We start from the raw sequence: 15234 nt of genomic DNA, 5'->3' as shown, positions 1-15234 counted from the left end.
CAGACGTGGACGCCGGTCAGACGAGAGCCGCCATCAGCTGATCCCGAACTTCCGGCCGGCAAACGACGAGATCAGGGAGATAGGGATCCTGACGGTTATAGATCAGCGGCGAGCCGTCGAGGCGCGAGACATGCAGCCCGGCCGACGCCGCGACGGCAACCGGCGCGCAGGAATCCCACTCAAACTGACCACCGGCGTGGACATAGGCATGGGCTTCGCCACGCACCACCGCCATGGCCTTGGCCCCGGCCGAGCCCATGGGGACAAGCTCTGCCCCGAGCGCCAGGGCCGCCCTCTGGGCCGCCTCCGGCGGGCGGGTGCGGCTGACCAGGATCCGAATGGACCCGGGACACGCCGCCGAGACGGCACTATTGCCATAGGTCACGCCCAGATCCGGCTGGGCCACGGCTCCGACAACGGCGATACCGTCGATGGCGAGGGCGACGTGAACCGCCCAGTCGGGACGACGTTCGCCGTACTCCCGGGTCCCGTCCAGCGGATCGACAATCCAGACGCGGGCCTTCTCGAGTCGGGCAGGATCCGCCGCCCCCTCCTCCGACAGGAACCCGTCTTCTGGACGATGCAGGGCGAGGGCATGGGCGAGGAATTGATGCGCGACGGCATCTCCAGCCTTCCCGAGCGCCTTGCCGTCGAACAATCCGGTGTCGCGGATGGCCACGAGCAACCGGCCGGCCTCGAGGGCCAGCCGCTCGGCAAGAATTCCGTCCGACGCAGACGAGAGCGGGGTCATACCGACGTCCTCAGCCAGTCGACGATCGCTTCCGCGGCCTCCGCGGCCGACATGGCCAGAGTGTCGACCGTGATCTCGGCGGCTTCCGGCGGCTCATAGGCGCTGTCGATGCCGGTAAAATTCTTGAGCTCGCCGGCGCGGGCCTTCTTGTAGAGGCCCTTGACGTCGCGCTGTTCGGCCACGGCCAGCGGGGTGTTCACATAGACCTCGACGAAGTCCTCCGCGCCGATAAGGTCGCGCGCCATCCGCCGCTCTGCGCGGAAGGGCGAGATGAAGCTCACCAGCACGATCAGGCCGGCGTCCAGCATGAGCTTCGAGACTTCGGCGACGCGGCGGATGTTCTCGACCCGGTCCTCCTCGGTGAAGCCGAGATCGCGGTTCAGACCGTGGCGGACATTGTCCCCGTCCAGCAGATAGGTGTGCCGGCCATCGGCATGAAGCCGCTTCTCGACCAGGTTGGCGATGGTCGACTTGCCGGCACCCGACAGACCGGTGAGCCAGATGACGCGGCCCTGCTGGTTCTTCATCCCCGCACGCGCGACCCGGTCGACCGACAGGTCCTGCCAGTGGATGTTGTGCGAGCGGCGCAGCGCGAAATGCAGCATGCCCGCCCCGACGGTCCGGTTCGAGATCCGGTCGATCAGGATGAAGCCGCCGAGATCCTTGTTCACGCCGTACGGCTCGAACGGCACATTGCCCTCAAGCGAGAGCGTGCAGACCCCGATCTCGTTCTGCTCCAGCCGCTTGGCAGGTTGCTGGGCCAGGGTGTTGACGTCGACCTTGTACTTGGCCTCGCTGATGGTGGCCCCCAGCAGCCTGGCCCCGATCTTCATCAGATAGGGCCGGCCCGGCAGCAGGGCCTCATCGTCCATCCAGACCACGGTGGCCTCGAACTGGTCCGCCACCTCGGGCGGGCGGTCCGCCGTGACGAGGACATCGCCGCGCGAGACGTCGATCTCGTCCGCCAGGGTCAGGGTGATCGACTGGCCGGCCACGGCGAGGTCCAGATCCCCGTCGGCGGTCACAATCCGGGCCACGCTCGAGGTCTTGCCCGAGGGCAGGACCCGGACCGGGTCGCCCGGGCGCACCACGCCGGACGCGATCTGGCCGGCAAAGCCGCGGAAGTCGAGATCGGGCCGGTTGACCCACTGCACCGGCAGCCGGAAGGGATCAGCCTGAAGGTCGTCGCCGACCTCCAGGGTCTCCAGCAGGGTCATCAGCGACGGGCCCGTGTACCAGGGCGAGTGCTCGCTGGACGTCATGATGTTGTCGCCGCGCAGGGCGGACAAGGGCACGGCGTGGAACTGTTCGATCCCGATCTGCGCGGCAAAGGCCGTATATTCGGCCACGATCTCGTCGAACACGTCCTGGGACCAGCCCATCAGGTCCATCTTGTTGACGGCCAGAATGACGTGGCGGATGCCCAGCAGGCTGACGAGGTAGGAGTGCCGCCGCGTCTGGGTCAGGATACCCCTGCGGGCGTCGATCAGGATGACCGCCGCGTCGGCGGTCGATGCCCCGGTGACCATGTTGCGGGTGTACTGTTCGTGACCCGGCGTGTCGGCGACGATGAATTTGCGCCGGTCTGTCGAGAAGAAGCGATAGGCCACATCGATGGTGATGCCCTGCTCCCGCTCGGCGGCCAGGCCGTCGACCAGCAGTGCGAAGTCGATGTCCCCGCCCTGGGTGCCCACCCGGCGGCTGTCGGCCTCCAGCGCCGCCATCTGGTCCTCGAAGATGGTCTTGGCGTCGTACAGCAGCCGCCCGATCAGGGTCGACTTGCCGTCGTCAACGCTGCCGCAGGTCAGGAACCGCAGCAGGGTCTTGTGCTGGTGGGCGTCCAGATAGGCCCCGATGTCGTGGGCGATGAGGTCCGACGCCTCATAGGTGGTGGCGGCCGACATCAGAAATACCCTTCCTGCTTCTTCTTCTCCATCGAGGCGGACTGGTCGTGGTCGATGGCCCGGCCCTGGCGTTCGGAGGTCGTGGTCAGCAGCATTTCCTGGATGATCTCGGGCAGGGTCGCGGCGGTGCTCTCCACCGCCCCGGTCAGGGGATAGCAGCCCAGGGTGCGGAACCGCACCGAGCGCATCTGCGGGGTCTCCCCCTCGCGCAGCGGGAAACGGTCGTCATCGACCATGATCAGTGTGCCGTCGCGCTCCACCACCGGCCGCTCGGCTGCATAGTACAGCGGCACGATCGGAATGTTTTCCAGATGGATGTATTGCCAGATGTCCAGCTCGGTCCAGTTGGAGATCGGGAACACCCGGATGCTCTCGCCCGGGCGCTTGCGCGTATTGTACAGCCGCCACAGCTCGGGCCGCTGGTTCTTGGGATCCCAGCGATGGTCGGCGGTGCGGAACGAGAAGATCCGCTCCTTGGCCCGCGACTTCTCCTCGTCGCGGCGCGCGCCGCCGAAGGCCGCATCGAAGCCATGCAGGTTCAGCGCCTGTTTCAGACCCTCGGTCTTCCACATGTCCGTATGCAGGGCCGAGCCATGCTCGAACGGATTGATGCCCCGGCTCACCGCCTCGGGGTTCTTGTGCACCAGAAGCTCCATGCCGAGCTCGGCCGCCATCCGTTCGCGCAGGTCATACATCGCGCGGAATTTCCACGTCGTGTCGACGTGCATCAGCGGAAACGGCGGCGGCGACGGATAGAAGGCCTTGCGCGCCAGATGCAGCATCACGGCCGAGTCCTTGCCGACCGAATACAGCATCACCGGCCGCTCGGTCTCGGACACCACCTCACGCATGATGTGGATGCTCTCGGCCTCCAGCCGCTGCAGATGCGTCAGCCGGGCCGGCGACGCCGCCTCCCGAGCCGCTCCTGCGCGCGCCTTTGCTTCAACAGCATTCATCATTCAGCGTCCCCACAACCTCGCGCCGACCTAACACTACAACCCGAGTGCCGGGCAAGGCTTCAATGTTGCGCTGCGAAGAGAACAGGGGCGAAATCGGCGATTTCCCGGCTTTTTCATTGCGATCCCGGCCGGGATCCGACCCGGGCCGCTTGTCTGGATCGTGCAGATGCGAAACGATAGGCGCGCGGCGGGGGCCCGCAGGAAACAGGGTGCGGGCTTGAATTCTCAACACGGTGCCGGCGGCCGCGTCCGCCGGCTGGTCGCGCGGGTCAGAACCCTGGCCGGGTCCGGTCTGGTGCGGAAGTTCTCGGGCAGCCTCGGCATCGGCATCGGCAGCCGCATCCTGGCCCTGATCATGGCCATCCTGGTCGGACGCCAGCTGGAGCCCGCCGGATACGGCGTGTTCAACTATGCCTTGGGCATGGGCATCCTGACCGGCCAGGCGGCGACCCTGGGCCTGCCGATCCTGCAGACCCGGCTGATCCCCCAGTTCCTGCACGAGAAGGACTGGCCCCGGCTGCAGGGGCTGCTGACCACCAGTCTCTGGATCGTCCTGGGCACCAGCGTCATCGTCGGAGGCGGTCTGGCCCTGTTCGCGCGGCACGGCGGGCTGGATCCCGAGCTGGCCGCGGGCCTGCTGCTGAGCGGTCTGGTCACCCCGGTCATCGCCCTGCGCACCCTGCGCCGCCAGCAGCTGATCGCCATCGGCCGCCCGCAGGAGGCGCTGGCGGTGGACGAGGTCCTGCCGCCGCTGGCGGTCTGTGCCGGAGCCCTGCTGCTGGGTTTCGGCGCGGCGGGCGAGCCGATCCTGGCCCTGGTCTGCGGCTCCCTGTGTGGCGTGGCGCTGGGAGCCTGGCGCTTCAGCCGGGCCGTCCCGCCCGAGGCGGCCGCCGCCCAGCCGGTCCGAACCCTCGGCCCCTGGCTGCGCGACGCGGCCTCCATGCAAACCGGGGCGCTGGCGCGGCTGATGCTGAACCGGATCGACATCCTGATGCTGGCCCCCCTCGCCGGAGCGGCCGCGACAGGCCTGTACTCCGCCGCCTTCCGCATCACCTATCTGATGACCTTCGTGCCGGTGCTGCTGAACACCATCCTGTCGCGCGAGTTCAGCGCCGCCTACGCCAGGGGCCAGACCGGGCGGCTGCGCAAACTGTATCTCGGCGGCCTCGCCGTCGCCGCCGTCGTGGTCGGGCCGATGATGCTGGTGCTGATAGTGGGTGCCGACCGGATCGCGCCGCTGGTGTTCGGCGCAGCCTATGCGGACGCCGGCCCCCTCCTCCGGGTCCTGGCGGTGTCGCAGGGGCTGCAGGCCCTGTCGATCGTCACCACGGCCCTGATGACCATGACCAATCGCCATCATGCCTATGCGGCGGTCAATCTGTTCGCCATCGCCCTGAACGTCGTGCTCAACCTGACCCTGATCCCGCGCTTCGGGGCCATGGGCGCGGCCTGGGCCGCGGTCGCCTCCAGCAGTGTCATCCTGATCGTCCAGACATCCCTCGCCGCCCGCAGCCTGAAGGGCGGGCCTCAGTCGACGGCATAGCCATAGGCGCGGATCAGGTCGCCGCATTCGGCGTGCAGCCGGTCCACCACCGCATCGGGGATCTCGCCCCGCCAGGCATTGGCCTTGCCCTTGCGCAGGGTCGCCGTCGGCCCCGCCGCCGTCGCCGCCCGCGCCGCGATCCCCTCGGTGGACAGGCCGCAGTGTTCGGCGATGGCCGTCAGCGTCCGCGCCTTGGTCGCCTCATCCCCCCCGCCCCGCGCGCCGACGAGGTCCTCGAACCGGACGACGAGGACACCGGGCGTGTTGAGCCAGCCGTGGAAAACGTCGAGGCGCTGCCGAAGCGACAGGACCGGAGGTGAACCGTCCAGACCGAACGCCAGCGCCTCGTAGCGGGCGAGGTCGTCGGGCAGGGCCATGATGCGGGGATGCAGATGGTGACGCTTCAGCCCGACCACATAGTGAAACTGGGACACCAGAATGTCGCGAGGGTCCCGGGCGACGAAGATCGACCGCAGACCCTCGTCCCTCATCGCGGCCCCAAGCGCGGGATCAAACGGCAAATGGGCGCTGAAGAATTGGCCGGGGCGGACCGTGCGGACGCGCTTCACGAACTCCGGAACATTCGCCTCAAAGTCCAGCGAGTGGGTCTTCCGATCTGTCAGACGGTTCACATCGCGCGTCAGAATATGGAGCCGCGAATTGTGGGCATCTGGAAAGCGACCCAGCTGGTCCGTGACGAGGTGCGTCCCAGCCTTGGGCAGCGAGTTAACAAAGATCCGGGGCCCGGACCGCCAGAACTGCAGCTGGGCGTAGACGCGATACGAGCCAAGCAGAACGCCGCGCAGAAAGCCCGATTGTACAAAGTTAGCCGCCACCGCGTGAACCCCCGTACCGGAAGACCGGCATTGGCCGACGAACCCTCACCCAGGCACCAAAGGCCAGATAGCAGAAGGCAAGGAATGGAAATATCGCAATGCTCGCCGCAACGATTCCGAGGGAAACATTATTACTTACGGCAGTGAAACACAGCGGGTAAATTGTAAAAGCGTAGAACAGCGTTCCAACTAGAGACCTGCCTCGCAGAGGTCTGAGGGACTCGTAGTAATATCTGAGGAACACTCCATACACGAACGTTAGAAGGATGATGCCGGGATAGCTGAAGTTCAGAAATCCTTCAGCAATAATGCCGGGCGGCCATCCATTGTTACGGACCCCGTGACCGAATATCTTCTCCTTGACCCATGGCCCCATAGACACCATCGGCTTGTCAGGCCAAACAGCTCGCGGAATCGCTCCTGAACCAATGGCTGCAAGCGACCGCCCGTACTGAAATCCCACCCGATCTGGTGCAAGTTCGATAATCAGGGCTGTCCGATAGGAGTCGAGGCCGTTCCCGGAACCAAGAACCGCATCAACGGCATTGCCGTGGATATTCGCACGACCCTGGTTCTGGGCCCGCAGTTCTGTGAGAACACCGATGACAAAAATGCCTGATACCGCAACGATGAGGATCGTCCTCAGGCGGAGCTTTCCATAGTAATAAAGCGCGATAACAAGGGTGAGGCCCAGAAGCATCACGCCGGATCTCGTGTTTCCAAGGATCGGGATGGCCACAGCGAGAACGCCGAGGACGATACAGGCAGCAATCCAGAGCCAGTGCGCCCTAAGCCGCCCTAGGACCAGAGCCAAACACAGGGCCGCAAAAGGATAGCGCGCGACCTGCCCAACGAACGTCTGCCAACCGGCTCCGTAGACCGTACCCTCGCCTCCATCAATCGTCACTGCCCGCTTGCCGCTCAGGCTAGCGAGGCCGTCCGCTAGGCTGATGTTATGAACGGCGATGTATGAGGCGATACCAACTGCGGCCAATCCGACAAAGACAGCGCTCCAGAAAAGGAAGCGATTCAGGTTCAAAGGTTTGTCCTGAAATACAGAGAGTCGTTCGAGTTGGAAACGTCCCACACGTACAGAGTAACCAATAACGAGGAAGGCGACACCGACTACGTACCAGCCAACTTCTCCTGCTACATCACTGAACTGGAAGCCCAACATCTGATATCGAGCGGCCGCTGAAGTCGATTGTTCAAAGACCATATAAGGCGCTCGAAGGGTTGCACCTAGAGAGACCGTGAACAAGATTGCGACCAAGGGTGAAAAAGGATCAAGCGTCTTGCTGCCCAAGAAAATCGCAGCGAGCACAATCAGACCCGAAATCAAAGATCCGGCCACATATATGGCCGCATCAATCGAGAGTTGATCAGGTCGCAGCACGAGCATGAACATCATAACAGCGATGTACGCTGTCATGATAATGCTTGTTGCGACTACCGTATTCTTCATTGAAAGATACCTTGGCCCTTCAACCAGTGAACATGCCGAGGATCAAGCGTTTCATATCTTGCCTCGGGCGGATGCGTTCGATGAGCCAGGTGATAACTGCCTTCTGGGTGAACGCAGCAAACATCGCAAACGCCATTGCGGCCAGCCATGTGACCAGAAAATTGGGAAACAGATCTGTAGCCCGCTGGAGGAGAACCACGGGGATATGCCAGAGATAAATCCACACGGTTGAGCTACCAACGAGGGAGAGCAAGTTGTCCACCCTCCCCGGCTGCCTGTGCCGATTCAAACCGGCGAGGGCCTGCCAGATCACCAGCGTGCCAAGGATCCCGTAAACGACAAAGTATCCAGTGGGAGGAAACTTGTAGTCCTGGAATTCAATGCCAACCGAGAGCAACGAAACCGCGATTGTCGCCAAGAACGCCATGGCCACGATCGACACCTTACCGCCAAGCCCCCCAAGACGACCAACAGACACTACGCGATAGCCCACGCTAAAGACCGCCACGTAACAGACTGTTTGGAGAACCACATTCAATAGTGAGTGATTTTCCGACAGACCGTCGGCGTACAAGATAGAAAGAACGGTAATGGATGCCAGTACAACTGCGATCAGACTGAAGAATATATAATGTGACTTCACCTTCTTTGAAACGAAAGCTACGAATGGAGCCAAAACGGATATCAAGAAAAAGACCCGCATTATCCATACATAGCCAATGCCACCGGCCATCAGGTACGATTCAACAATGTCGCTCGCCGAGAACTGCGAAATGAACGGCGTAGGCAGCATGGCCAGAAAAAGAGCAGATAGAAAAATCCACACAGGTATCAATAGCCGCAGAAATCGCGTCCAGAGATAATCAGGATAACCACGGCTATCTCCGCCCGATATATGAAAAGTCATACCCGCAGTAATTACAAGAAGTATGACGTCGAAATTGCGGACTTGAAATAACCACGCAGGCGGATTGGTGTGCGCTAGAATAACAAGCGCCAAGCCAATAACACGCATTTGGTCAATTACAGGATCACGCGACATCGAGTTGATCTTGCTGGATCAGAGATTGATTGAGCAACCGTCGCGTCTCATCCGTTACAACCACCTCGACCGGTTCGGCCTTTGGCAGGGTCTGACGGGCGCGTTCGCGCAGGGCTTCGGGCAGCAACGGCTTGGCCAGCCGCTGATAGAGACGGGACTCCACGATTGCGCGGGCCAGACCTGCCCGGGCCACGGGCTTGTAGTCGCTCGCGTTGAAGGCAGCATCCGCATCGACCGACGGCAGACGCTCAGGATCGACCCCCAGATGGGCACAGGCGCGTTTGGTCACACCCTGACGGTCACGCACATAGGTCTCGAACTCAAGTTGCAGCACCGCGTCTTCCCCGAACGCCTCGATCCACGGCGAGATCTGCCAGTCATAGCGCGAAATGGAGACGTAGAGGGGATCGGTGCGGACCGCCGCGTCGAACGGAAGATCGGTCTGGCCCAGGCCGACGGCATGCTTGTAGTGGCTGACGATCCGCTTCACCGGGTCCCGGCGCAGATAGATGATCCGCAGAGCCGGACCGCACACCTCACGCGCGCGGGCGGCGACACCTTCGTACAGCGGGCGTTTGGTGTAGGCGGTCGACGCCTCCCCCCGAACGGATCCGGCGGGGGCGAAACGGAACAGGGAAGCGTAATCCCGCCGGATCCTGGCCAGGTCTCCGTCGAAGCCGACGAGCGTTTCCGGCTCCTTCTCCGCCGGCATATGGATGTCGGGGTGGAGGCTGAGGTCGCGGTAAAGCGTCGTGGTGCCGGCCTTCATGGCCCCCACGATCAGGAAGTCCGGCAGGGGCACGCGTTCCGTCACGACATTGTCTCCGTGGCCAGAACCCGCGACATACGGGGTGCCGCAGCCTGCCCTCCCGTGATCGTGGCACCGGCGGTGATCTCCCGATACGCCTCGGCCAGCGGGCGGGCGGCTGCGGCCCAGTCCAGCCGGCTGACCGCGGCCCGGGCTGCGGGGGCCATGGCCTTCAGGCCTTCGGCACCCCGGGCGGCGGCGGCGGCGAGCGCGGCCCCCAGGGCCGGCGCATCCGCGGGTGGAACCAGCCAGCCGGCCCCGTCGGTCTCCAGCGCGGGCCAGGGCGTGGCCGTGGTGGTGATGACCGGCACACCGCAGGCCAGGGCCTCGGCGATGGACAGGCCGAAATTCTCGAACTGGCTGGGCAGGACGAACAGGTCTGCAAGGGACAGGGCGGCGCCGCGGGCCGCGTCGTCGACATGGCCCAGCCAGTCCACGACCTCCGCCAGCCCCAGATCCGCGCTCAGACGGCGCAGGCGCTCGGCATAGGCGGGATCGGCCGCGTCCCCGGCGATCATCAGCCGCCACCCCCGCGTCGCCAGACCGGTCAGGGCCCAGGCGTGCAACAGGGTCTCCAGCCCCTTCCGGGGGTGAAGCCGCGCCAGAAACAGGGCCCTGCGGGCGGGCAGCGGGTCCAGGTTCAGGTGCCGGAGGGCGTCGGCCCGGTCCATCAGACGGTCCCCGATCGAGGCGTCGATACCGTTGGGTGCCAGCACGACACGCCCCTGATAGCCCAGAGCCCGGGCACCCTCCCCCTCCCCGGGTTCGGTCGCGTGGACGAAGGCGGCGGCCGACAGGATGCGCCGACCCGCCGCCGCCATGAAACCGCGCTTCAGCCAGCGGCTGCGGCGCAGGGAGCCGGGGTAGAACTCCGAACGGGGCGACACCACAAGCGCCAGCTCGCGCCGCCGGGCGACCGACGCGGCCACGATCGCGGGATAGCCCCAGAAGCTGTGACAATGGATGACGCGCGCGTCGATCTCGTCCACCGCCGCATCCAGTTGCTCCACCAGATCGGCGGCGTAGTAGCCCAGCCTGACCCGCGCCGGCCGGGCCCTGCGCCACGACAGACCCTTGGCGGTGATGAGGGCATTGTCCGCCGCCGGTGCCGGAGGGTCCACGCTGACGAGCGCGCCCGCCACGCCCTGGTCGCGCAGGGCAGCGGCGAGGGACGGCACCGACGTCGCCGGGCCGCCATAGCTGACATCCAGCGACGGCGAAACGTGGACCACGGCCAGGGGCCGGGCGGCGCTCACGCGGCCACCTTCGCCTTCGCCGCCGGCGGGACGGGGGCGGCGGCGAGCGCCGGCTCGACGGTCTCCAGCAGCGCCATCTCAAACCGCCGGATCAGGGTGGTGCGCGACAGGCCGGCCGCGAGGGCCAGGCGGGCGTCGCGGCGGGGATCGGGGGCTCCGACGGCGGCGCGGATGGCACCCGCCATGGCATCGGCGTCGCCGGGCGCGGTCACGATTGCGCTGTCCCCCAGAAAGCTGTGCAGCTCGGTGCCCGGGTCGGCGGTCACCAGCAGCCTGCGGCCCGAGGCCAGCATGCCGCCCAGTTTGGACGGCAGCAGCAGGTCGGCCGCGTCGCGCTGCTGCGGCAGCAGGTGCAGGTCGGCCAGACCGAGAAAGTCCGACAGCCGCTCCAGCGGCTGGAACGGCAGCACGCTCAGGGACGGCAGGCGGGCGGCGGCGGCCTCCAGCATGGGCCGCATGGGGCCCTCGCCGGCGACGATGAAGCGGATGTCGGGCCGGTCGGCCAGACGTTCGGCCGCCTCGACCAGCAGGTCCAGCCCCTGTTTGGCCCCGAGGTTTCCCGAATAGAGACAGACGAAGGCCTCGTCGGGCAGGGCCAGTTCCGCCCGGTAGGGCGACGGGCCGGCCAGGGGGCGGATGCGGTCGGTGTCGACCCAGTTGCGCACGACCCGGATCCGGTCCGCCGCGACGCCCTTGGCCGCGATCAGCTCGGCCATCCGGTTGGAAATGGTCACGACGCGGTCGAAGCGCCGCTTGACCCAGCGGTCGAAGGCCCGGGCCAGGGCCCCGACCGGGCCCTTGCCCAGGTGGCCGACGGCGATGGCCGCGTCGACCTCCAGATCCTGGACGTGCAGCACCAGACGCGCTCCGGTCATCCGGGCGGCGAGAATGGCAAAGGGCGCGCCCATCAGGGTGGGCTCGACCACCATCACCACCTGCGGCCGGCGCCCCAGGATGCGGGCCAGAACCACGGGGGCCGAGCTGAGGGCGAAGGTCAGGGAGGGCACCAGCCGGGACAGGCCGCCGACGCGTTTGGGCAGCACCAGCGGACAGCGCAGGACCTCGACGCCGTTGTTGACCTCGCGGCTCCAGCGGTTGGCGTGGTCCCCGGTGACGCGCCAGCCCGGATAGTGAGGCGGGGTCGTGACCACCAGAACCTGATGGCCCTGTTCGGCCAGGAACTCGGCGATCTGGCCGGTGTAGGGACCGATGCCCGCCAGCTCGGGCAGGTAGTTCATGCCGTAGATCAGCACCGAGCGGCCGGGCCCGGGGGCCGCGGAACGCGGGGCCTGCCCGGGACGGCTCATGATGCCGAAGCCGATGCCGGCGCCGACTCCGCTGCGAGGAAGGCCTGGAAGGCATCGGCGATACCGTCCTTCAGGCCGATCCGGGACTGCCAGCCCAGGGCGCGGAGGCGATCGCCGCTCATCAGCTTGCGCAGCGTGCCATCGGGTTTGGAGGTGTCGGTAACAATTTCGCCCCCGAAGCCCACGACCTCGCAGACCAGGCGGGCCAGATCGAGGATGGGGATGTCCTCGCCCGAGCCGACGTTGACGTGCTCGTGGTCCGAATAGCGCTGCATCAGGAAGACACAGGCGTCGGCGCAGTCGTCGGCGTGCAGGAACTCGCGCCGCGGCGTGCCCGTGCCCCAGATGGTGATGTGGTCGGCGCCGGCCAGCCTGGCCTCATGCGCCTTCCTGATCAGGGCCGGCAGGACGTGGCTGGTGTTCAGGTCGAAATTGTCGCCGGGGCCGTACAGATTGGTCGGCATGGCGCTGATGAAGTCGCAGCCGTGCTGTTTCCGATAAGCCTGGGCCAGTTTGATGCCGGCGATCTTGGCGACCGCATACCATTCGTTCGTCGGCTCCAGCGGGCCGGTCAGCAGGGCGGACTCAGGGATCGGCTGGGGGGCCTGTTTCGGATAGATGCAGCTGGAGCCGAGGAACAGCATCTTGCCGACGCCGGACCGGTACGCGGCCTCGGTGACATTGGCCGCGATCATCAGGTTGTCGTACAGGAAGTCGGCCGGCATCGTGTCATTGGCCAGGATGCCGCCGACCTTGGCCGCCGCCATGAAGATGGCGTCGGGCTTGCGGTCGGCGACGAAGTGCCGGACGGCGGCGGGATCCTTCAGATCCAGCTCGGACCGGGTGGCCGTGACGATCTCGCAGTCCTCGGTGGCCAGCCGGCGCACGATGGCCGAGCCGACCATGCCGCGATGGCCGGCGACCCAGACCCGTTTGCCCTTGAGCGGGAAGATCACCGGGGCGAGGGTCGGTTCACTCGCCATTGCCGCGCTGCTCCCGGGCGACGGCGACCAGGTCGGCGGCGACCATCTCCTCGCACAGCGCCTGCCACTTCGTTTCGTGGGTCCAGCCCAGTCTGGCCTTCGCCTTGGCCGGATTTCCGATGAGCAAGTCCACCTCTGTGGGTCGGAAATAGCGGGGGTCGATCTCGACATACACGCGCCCTGTGGCAGCGCAGATGCCCTTCTCGTCCACGCCCTCGCCCTCCCAGCGCAGGGTGACGTCGATCTGCTGGAAGGCATGGGTGACGAAGTCGCGAATCACCGTGGTTTCGCCCGTGGCCAGGACATAGTCGTCCGGCTCGTCCTGCTGCAGCATCAGCCACATGCCGCGGACATACTCCCGCGCATGGCCCCAGTCGCGCTTCGCATCAATATTGCCGAGGTAGAGCTTCTCCTGGAAACCATGCCTGATCGCCGCCACCGCCCGCGTGATCTTGCGCGTAACGAACGTCTCGCCCCGCAGCGGGCTCTCGTGGTTGAACAGGATGCCGTTCGAGGCATGCATGCCATAGGCTTCGCGGTAGTTCACCACGATCCAGAAGCCGTACATCTTGGCCACGGCATAAGGGCTGCGCGGATAGAAGGGGGTCGTCTCCGACTGCGGGACCTCCTGAACCATGCCGTAGAGTTCCGACGTCGAGGCTTGGTAGAATTTCGTCTTCTTCTCGAGGCCCAGGATGCGGATGGCCTCAAGGATGCGCAGGGTGCCGATGCCGTCAGCATTGGCCGTGTATTCCGGCATCTCGAACGAGACCTGCACATGGCTCATGGCCGCGAGGTTGTAGATCTCGTCCGGCTGGGTCTCCTGGATGATCCGGATCAGGTTGGTCGAATCCGTAAGATCGCCATAGTGGAGGATGAAGCGCGGATCCTTTTCGTGTGGATCCTGATACAGATGCTCGATTCGGCCCGTATTGAACGACGAGGACCGTCGCTTCACGCCGTGCACGATATAGCCTTTTTCGAGCAGCAGTTCAGACAGATACGCACCGTCCTGGCCGGTCACGCCGGTAATCAGCGCAACCTTGCGTTTTTCCTCAGACATCCGTCCCCCGACATAGCGTCATCAACTCAGTGCTGCACTTTAGCGGGCCACCGCAACCGTGGCGATGGGAATTGTGCAGTGCGAAATGTTCCTTGAACGCCGTCGTCCGGAGACGACAGCATCGCCCTCACCTCGGTGCCGCAATCCGCCGCCCGCGCCGCGGCTCTGCCGCGGACGGCGGCGCAAGCGGGTTGGCCATGACGGCGGGGGGCGGGGGCGGTGCCTCGGCGACTGTGACGGGCGCGACGGGTTCCGGGGCCGGGGCGACGGTCACAGGCGCGACGACCGTGGGGATGACGATCGGTGTGACCGGCCCCAGATCCAGCGGTTCGATCCCGATCTCGATCACCGGCGGAGGCAGTTCCTCAACCGGCGTTGCGATCGCCGCCATCTTGAGGATGACCGGCTCCTCGCCCGCATGGCCACCGGTGAAGGCGGACGGCAGGCCCCAGCCGCCGGTCCAGCGGTAGAAGATGTGCGTCCCGATCTGGCGCATCTTCACCAGACGCTCGGCCCAGTACGGAGCGACCCAATCCGTATGGTAATGGGTTGCCATGCCGACGTCGGCGGCGACGAAGCCGTTGAGGGCTGAACTGGCCACAGCGCGGGCCCGAGCCCAACCTTCGATCGACGGGATCCGCGCCATCGCCCCATCGCAGGTGAAGCTGAACTGGCAACCGGTGGTGCGTTCCTGGCCCTGGAAGACCACGCCACAGACCGTCTTGGGGAAGGCCGGATGGCGCATCCGGTTCAGCACCACCTGGGCCACGGCCGCCTGGCCGGGACCGGTTTCTGACGCGGCCTCATAATAGACGGCCGCTGTCAGGCAATCGAGCGCGCGCGAGTAGGACACTAGCTGGTCCGGTGCCATGATGAAGGGCCGGGCCGCGAGGATTGGCAGGGGCGAGAACGGCAGGCCGGCGTTCCAGATGCGCGCCTCCTCCATGGAGATCGGCCGGACCGCCTCGGGGGCCAGGGTGAAGTCCACCGCCGGCGGGGCCTGAATCAGCGAGCGCGTCTGGACCGCCCCCGCTGCACCGTTCCGGGCAGCCGCAATCTCGGCCAGGCGCGTCTGGAGCACTGCCCCGCCGGAGCCGGCGAGGATGGCGAAGATGCCGAGCCCCGACATGCCGACGGGAGCCCAGTGGCTGAAGGCGAAACGATGCGCCACCTGTCTGAGCACGCGTTTCGCCGCCGCCCAGCGCAGGGCGAGGGCCGAGACGGGAAGAGGGGTTTCACCTGCGCTCATTGGATGGCCTCAGGACGCCGGGCGCCCGCTTGTATCGCAAAAACATCGGATCGGCACGGATGTTCCGT

At 65.7% G+C, this 15234-nt stretch carries 13 protein-coding genes; 1 reads left to right on the top strand and 12 read right to left on the bottom strand.

The genetic code is table 11. The features are described 5' to 3' along the window. Positions 1–16: 16 nt before the first annotated feature. The 3 genes from SJY26_RS10845 to cysD are packed head-to-tail and all read right to left on the bottom strand — an operon-like array spanning position 17 to position 3611. Positions 17–751, bottom strand: a complete 735-nt coding sequence (locus SJY26_RS10845) for a 3'(2'),5'-bisphosphate nucleotidase CysQ (RefSeq protein ID WP_396593051.1) — start codon at positions 749–751, stop codon at positions 17–19. Continuing rightward, positions 748–2655 carry a sulfate adenylyltransferase subunit CysN gene (gene cysN, locus SJY26_RS10840; RefSeq protein ID WP_396593050.1) on the bottom strand — a complete coding sequence of 636 codons (1908 nt, stop codon included), beginning with the start codon at positions 2653–2655 and terminating at the stop codon, positions 748–750. Before cysN ends, SJY26_RS10845 begins: the two co-directional genes overlap by 4 nt. Further along, positions 2655–3611, bottom strand: coding sequence for a sulfate adenylyltransferase subunit CysD (gene cysD / locus SJY26_RS10835; protein WP_396593049.1), 957 nt, complete (start codon positions 3609–3611; stop codon positions 2655–2657). Before cysD ends, cysN begins: the two co-directional genes overlap by 1 nt. Positions 3612–3831: 220 nt before the next feature. On the opposite strand from cysD, the gene SJY26_RS10830 reads away from it, so the two are divergent. Next, positions 3832–5157 carry a polysaccharide biosynthesis C-terminal domain-containing protein gene (locus SJY26_RS10830; protein WP_396593048.1) on the top strand — a complete coding sequence of 442 codons (1326 nt, stop codon included), beginning with the start codon at positions 3832–3834 and terminating at the stop codon, positions 5155–5157. Here the strand turns inward: SJY26_RS10830 and SJY26_RS10825 are convergent. The 9 genes from SJY26_RS10825 to SJY26_RS10785 form a co-directional block, all read right to left on the bottom strand. Beyond that, a complete protein-coding gene (locus SJY26_RS10825) occupies positions 5142–5993 on the bottom strand; it encodes a sulfotransferase domain-containing protein (protein WP_396593047.1) in 852 nt (283 codons plus the stop codon). The genes SJY26_RS10830 and SJY26_RS10825 overlap by 16 nt on opposite strands. Next, a complete protein-coding gene (locus tag SJY26_RS10820; RefSeq protein WP_396593046.1) occupies positions 5983–7458 on the bottom strand; it encodes an O-antigen polymerase in 1476 nt (491 codons plus the stop codon). The genes SJY26_RS10825 and SJY26_RS10820 overlap by 11 nt, the downstream gene beginning before the upstream one ends. Before the next feature lie 19 nt (positions 7459–7477). Further along, positions 7478–8500: an acyltransferase gene (locus SJY26_RS10815; RefSeq protein WP_396593045.1), complete on the bottom strand. Its 1023-nt coding sequence runs from the start codon at positions 8498–8500 to the stop codon at positions 7478–7480. Further along, positions 8490–9314, bottom strand: a complete 825-nt coding sequence (locus SJY26_RS10810; RefSeq protein ID WP_396593044.1) for a sulfotransferase family protein — start codon at positions 9312–9314, stop codon at positions 8490–8492. Before SJY26_RS10810 ends, SJY26_RS10815 begins: the two co-directional genes overlap by 11 nt. Further along, entirely contained in the window at positions 9311–10564 is a 1254-nt protein-coding gene (locus tag SJY26_RS10805; RefSeq protein WP_396593043.1) for a glycosyltransferase, read from the bottom strand. The genes SJY26_RS10810 and SJY26_RS10805 overlap by 4 nt, the downstream gene beginning before the upstream one ends. Further along, positions 10561–11871, bottom strand: a complete 1311-nt coding sequence (locus SJY26_RS10800; protein ID WP_396593042.1) for a WcaI family glycosyltransferase — start codon at positions 11869–11871, stop codon at positions 10561–10563. Before SJY26_RS10800 ends, SJY26_RS10805 begins: the two co-directional genes overlap by 4 nt. Then, positions 11868–12854, bottom strand: coding sequence for a GDP-L-fucose synthase family protein (locus SJY26_RS10795; protein ID WP_396593041.1), 987 nt, complete (start codon positions 12852–12854; stop codon positions 11868–11870). The genes SJY26_RS10800 and SJY26_RS10795 overlap by 4 nt, the downstream gene beginning before the upstream one ends. Further along, complete coding sequence (gmd, locus tag SJY26_RS10790; protein WP_396593040.1) at positions 12844–13917, bottom strand: GDP-mannose 4,6-dehydratase; 1074 nt, start codon at positions 13915–13917, stop codon at positions 12844–12846. The genes SJY26_RS10795 and gmd overlap by 11 nt, the downstream gene beginning before the upstream one ends. 127 nt (positions 13918–14044) lie before the next feature. Continuing rightward, positions 14045–15166: a cell wall hydrolase gene (locus SJY26_RS10785; protein ID WP_396593039.1), complete on the bottom strand. Its 1122-nt coding sequence runs from the start codon at positions 15164–15166 to the stop codon at positions 14045–14047. Positions 15167–15234 lie beyond the last annotated feature (68 nt).

The sequence above is a fragment of the Brevundimonas sp. R86498 genome (assembly GCF_044598075.1).
Classification (GTDB): domain Bacteria; phylum Pseudomonadota; class Alphaproteobacteria; order Caulobacterales; family Caulobacteraceae; genus Brevundimonas.
This window is presented reverse-complemented; position numbering and strand designations above follow the sequence as displayed.

Coding starts and splice junctions, on each gene's coding strand:
- cysN (WP_396593050.1), bottom strand. CDS start 2,655: ATGTCGGCCGCCACCACCTATGAGGCGTCGGACCTCATCGCCCACGAC.
- SJY26_RS10800 (WP_396593042.1), bottom strand. CDS start 11,871: ATGAGCCGTCCCGGGCAGGCCCCGCGTTCCGCGGCCCCCGGGCCCGGC.
- SJY26_RS10845 (WP_396593051.1), bottom strand. CDS start 751: ATGACCCCGCTCTCGTCTGCGTCGGACGGAATTCTTGCCGAGCGGCTG.
- SJY26_RS10815 (WP_396593045.1), bottom strand. CDS start 8,500: ATGTCGCGTGATCCTGTAATTGACCAAATGCGTGTTATTGGCTTGGCG.
- gmd (WP_396593040.1), bottom strand. CDS start 13,917: ATGTCTGAGGAAAAACGCAAGGTTGCGCTGATTACCGGCGTGACCGGC.
- SJY26_RS10785 (WP_396593039.1), bottom strand. CDS start 15,166: ATGAGCGCAGGTGAAACCCCTCTTCCCGTCTCGGCCCTCGCCCTGCGC.
- SJY26_RS10820 (WP_396593046.1), bottom strand. CDS start 7,458: ATGAAGAATACGGTAGTCGCAACAAGCATTATCATGACAGCGTACATC.
- SJY26_RS10795 (WP_396593041.1), bottom strand. CDS start 12,854: ATGGCGAGTGAACCGACCCTCGCCCCGGTGATCTTCCCGCTCAAGGGC.
- cysD (WP_396593049.1), bottom strand. CDS start 3,611: ATGAATGCTGTTGAAGCAAAGGCGCGCGCAGGAGCGGCTCGGGAGGCG.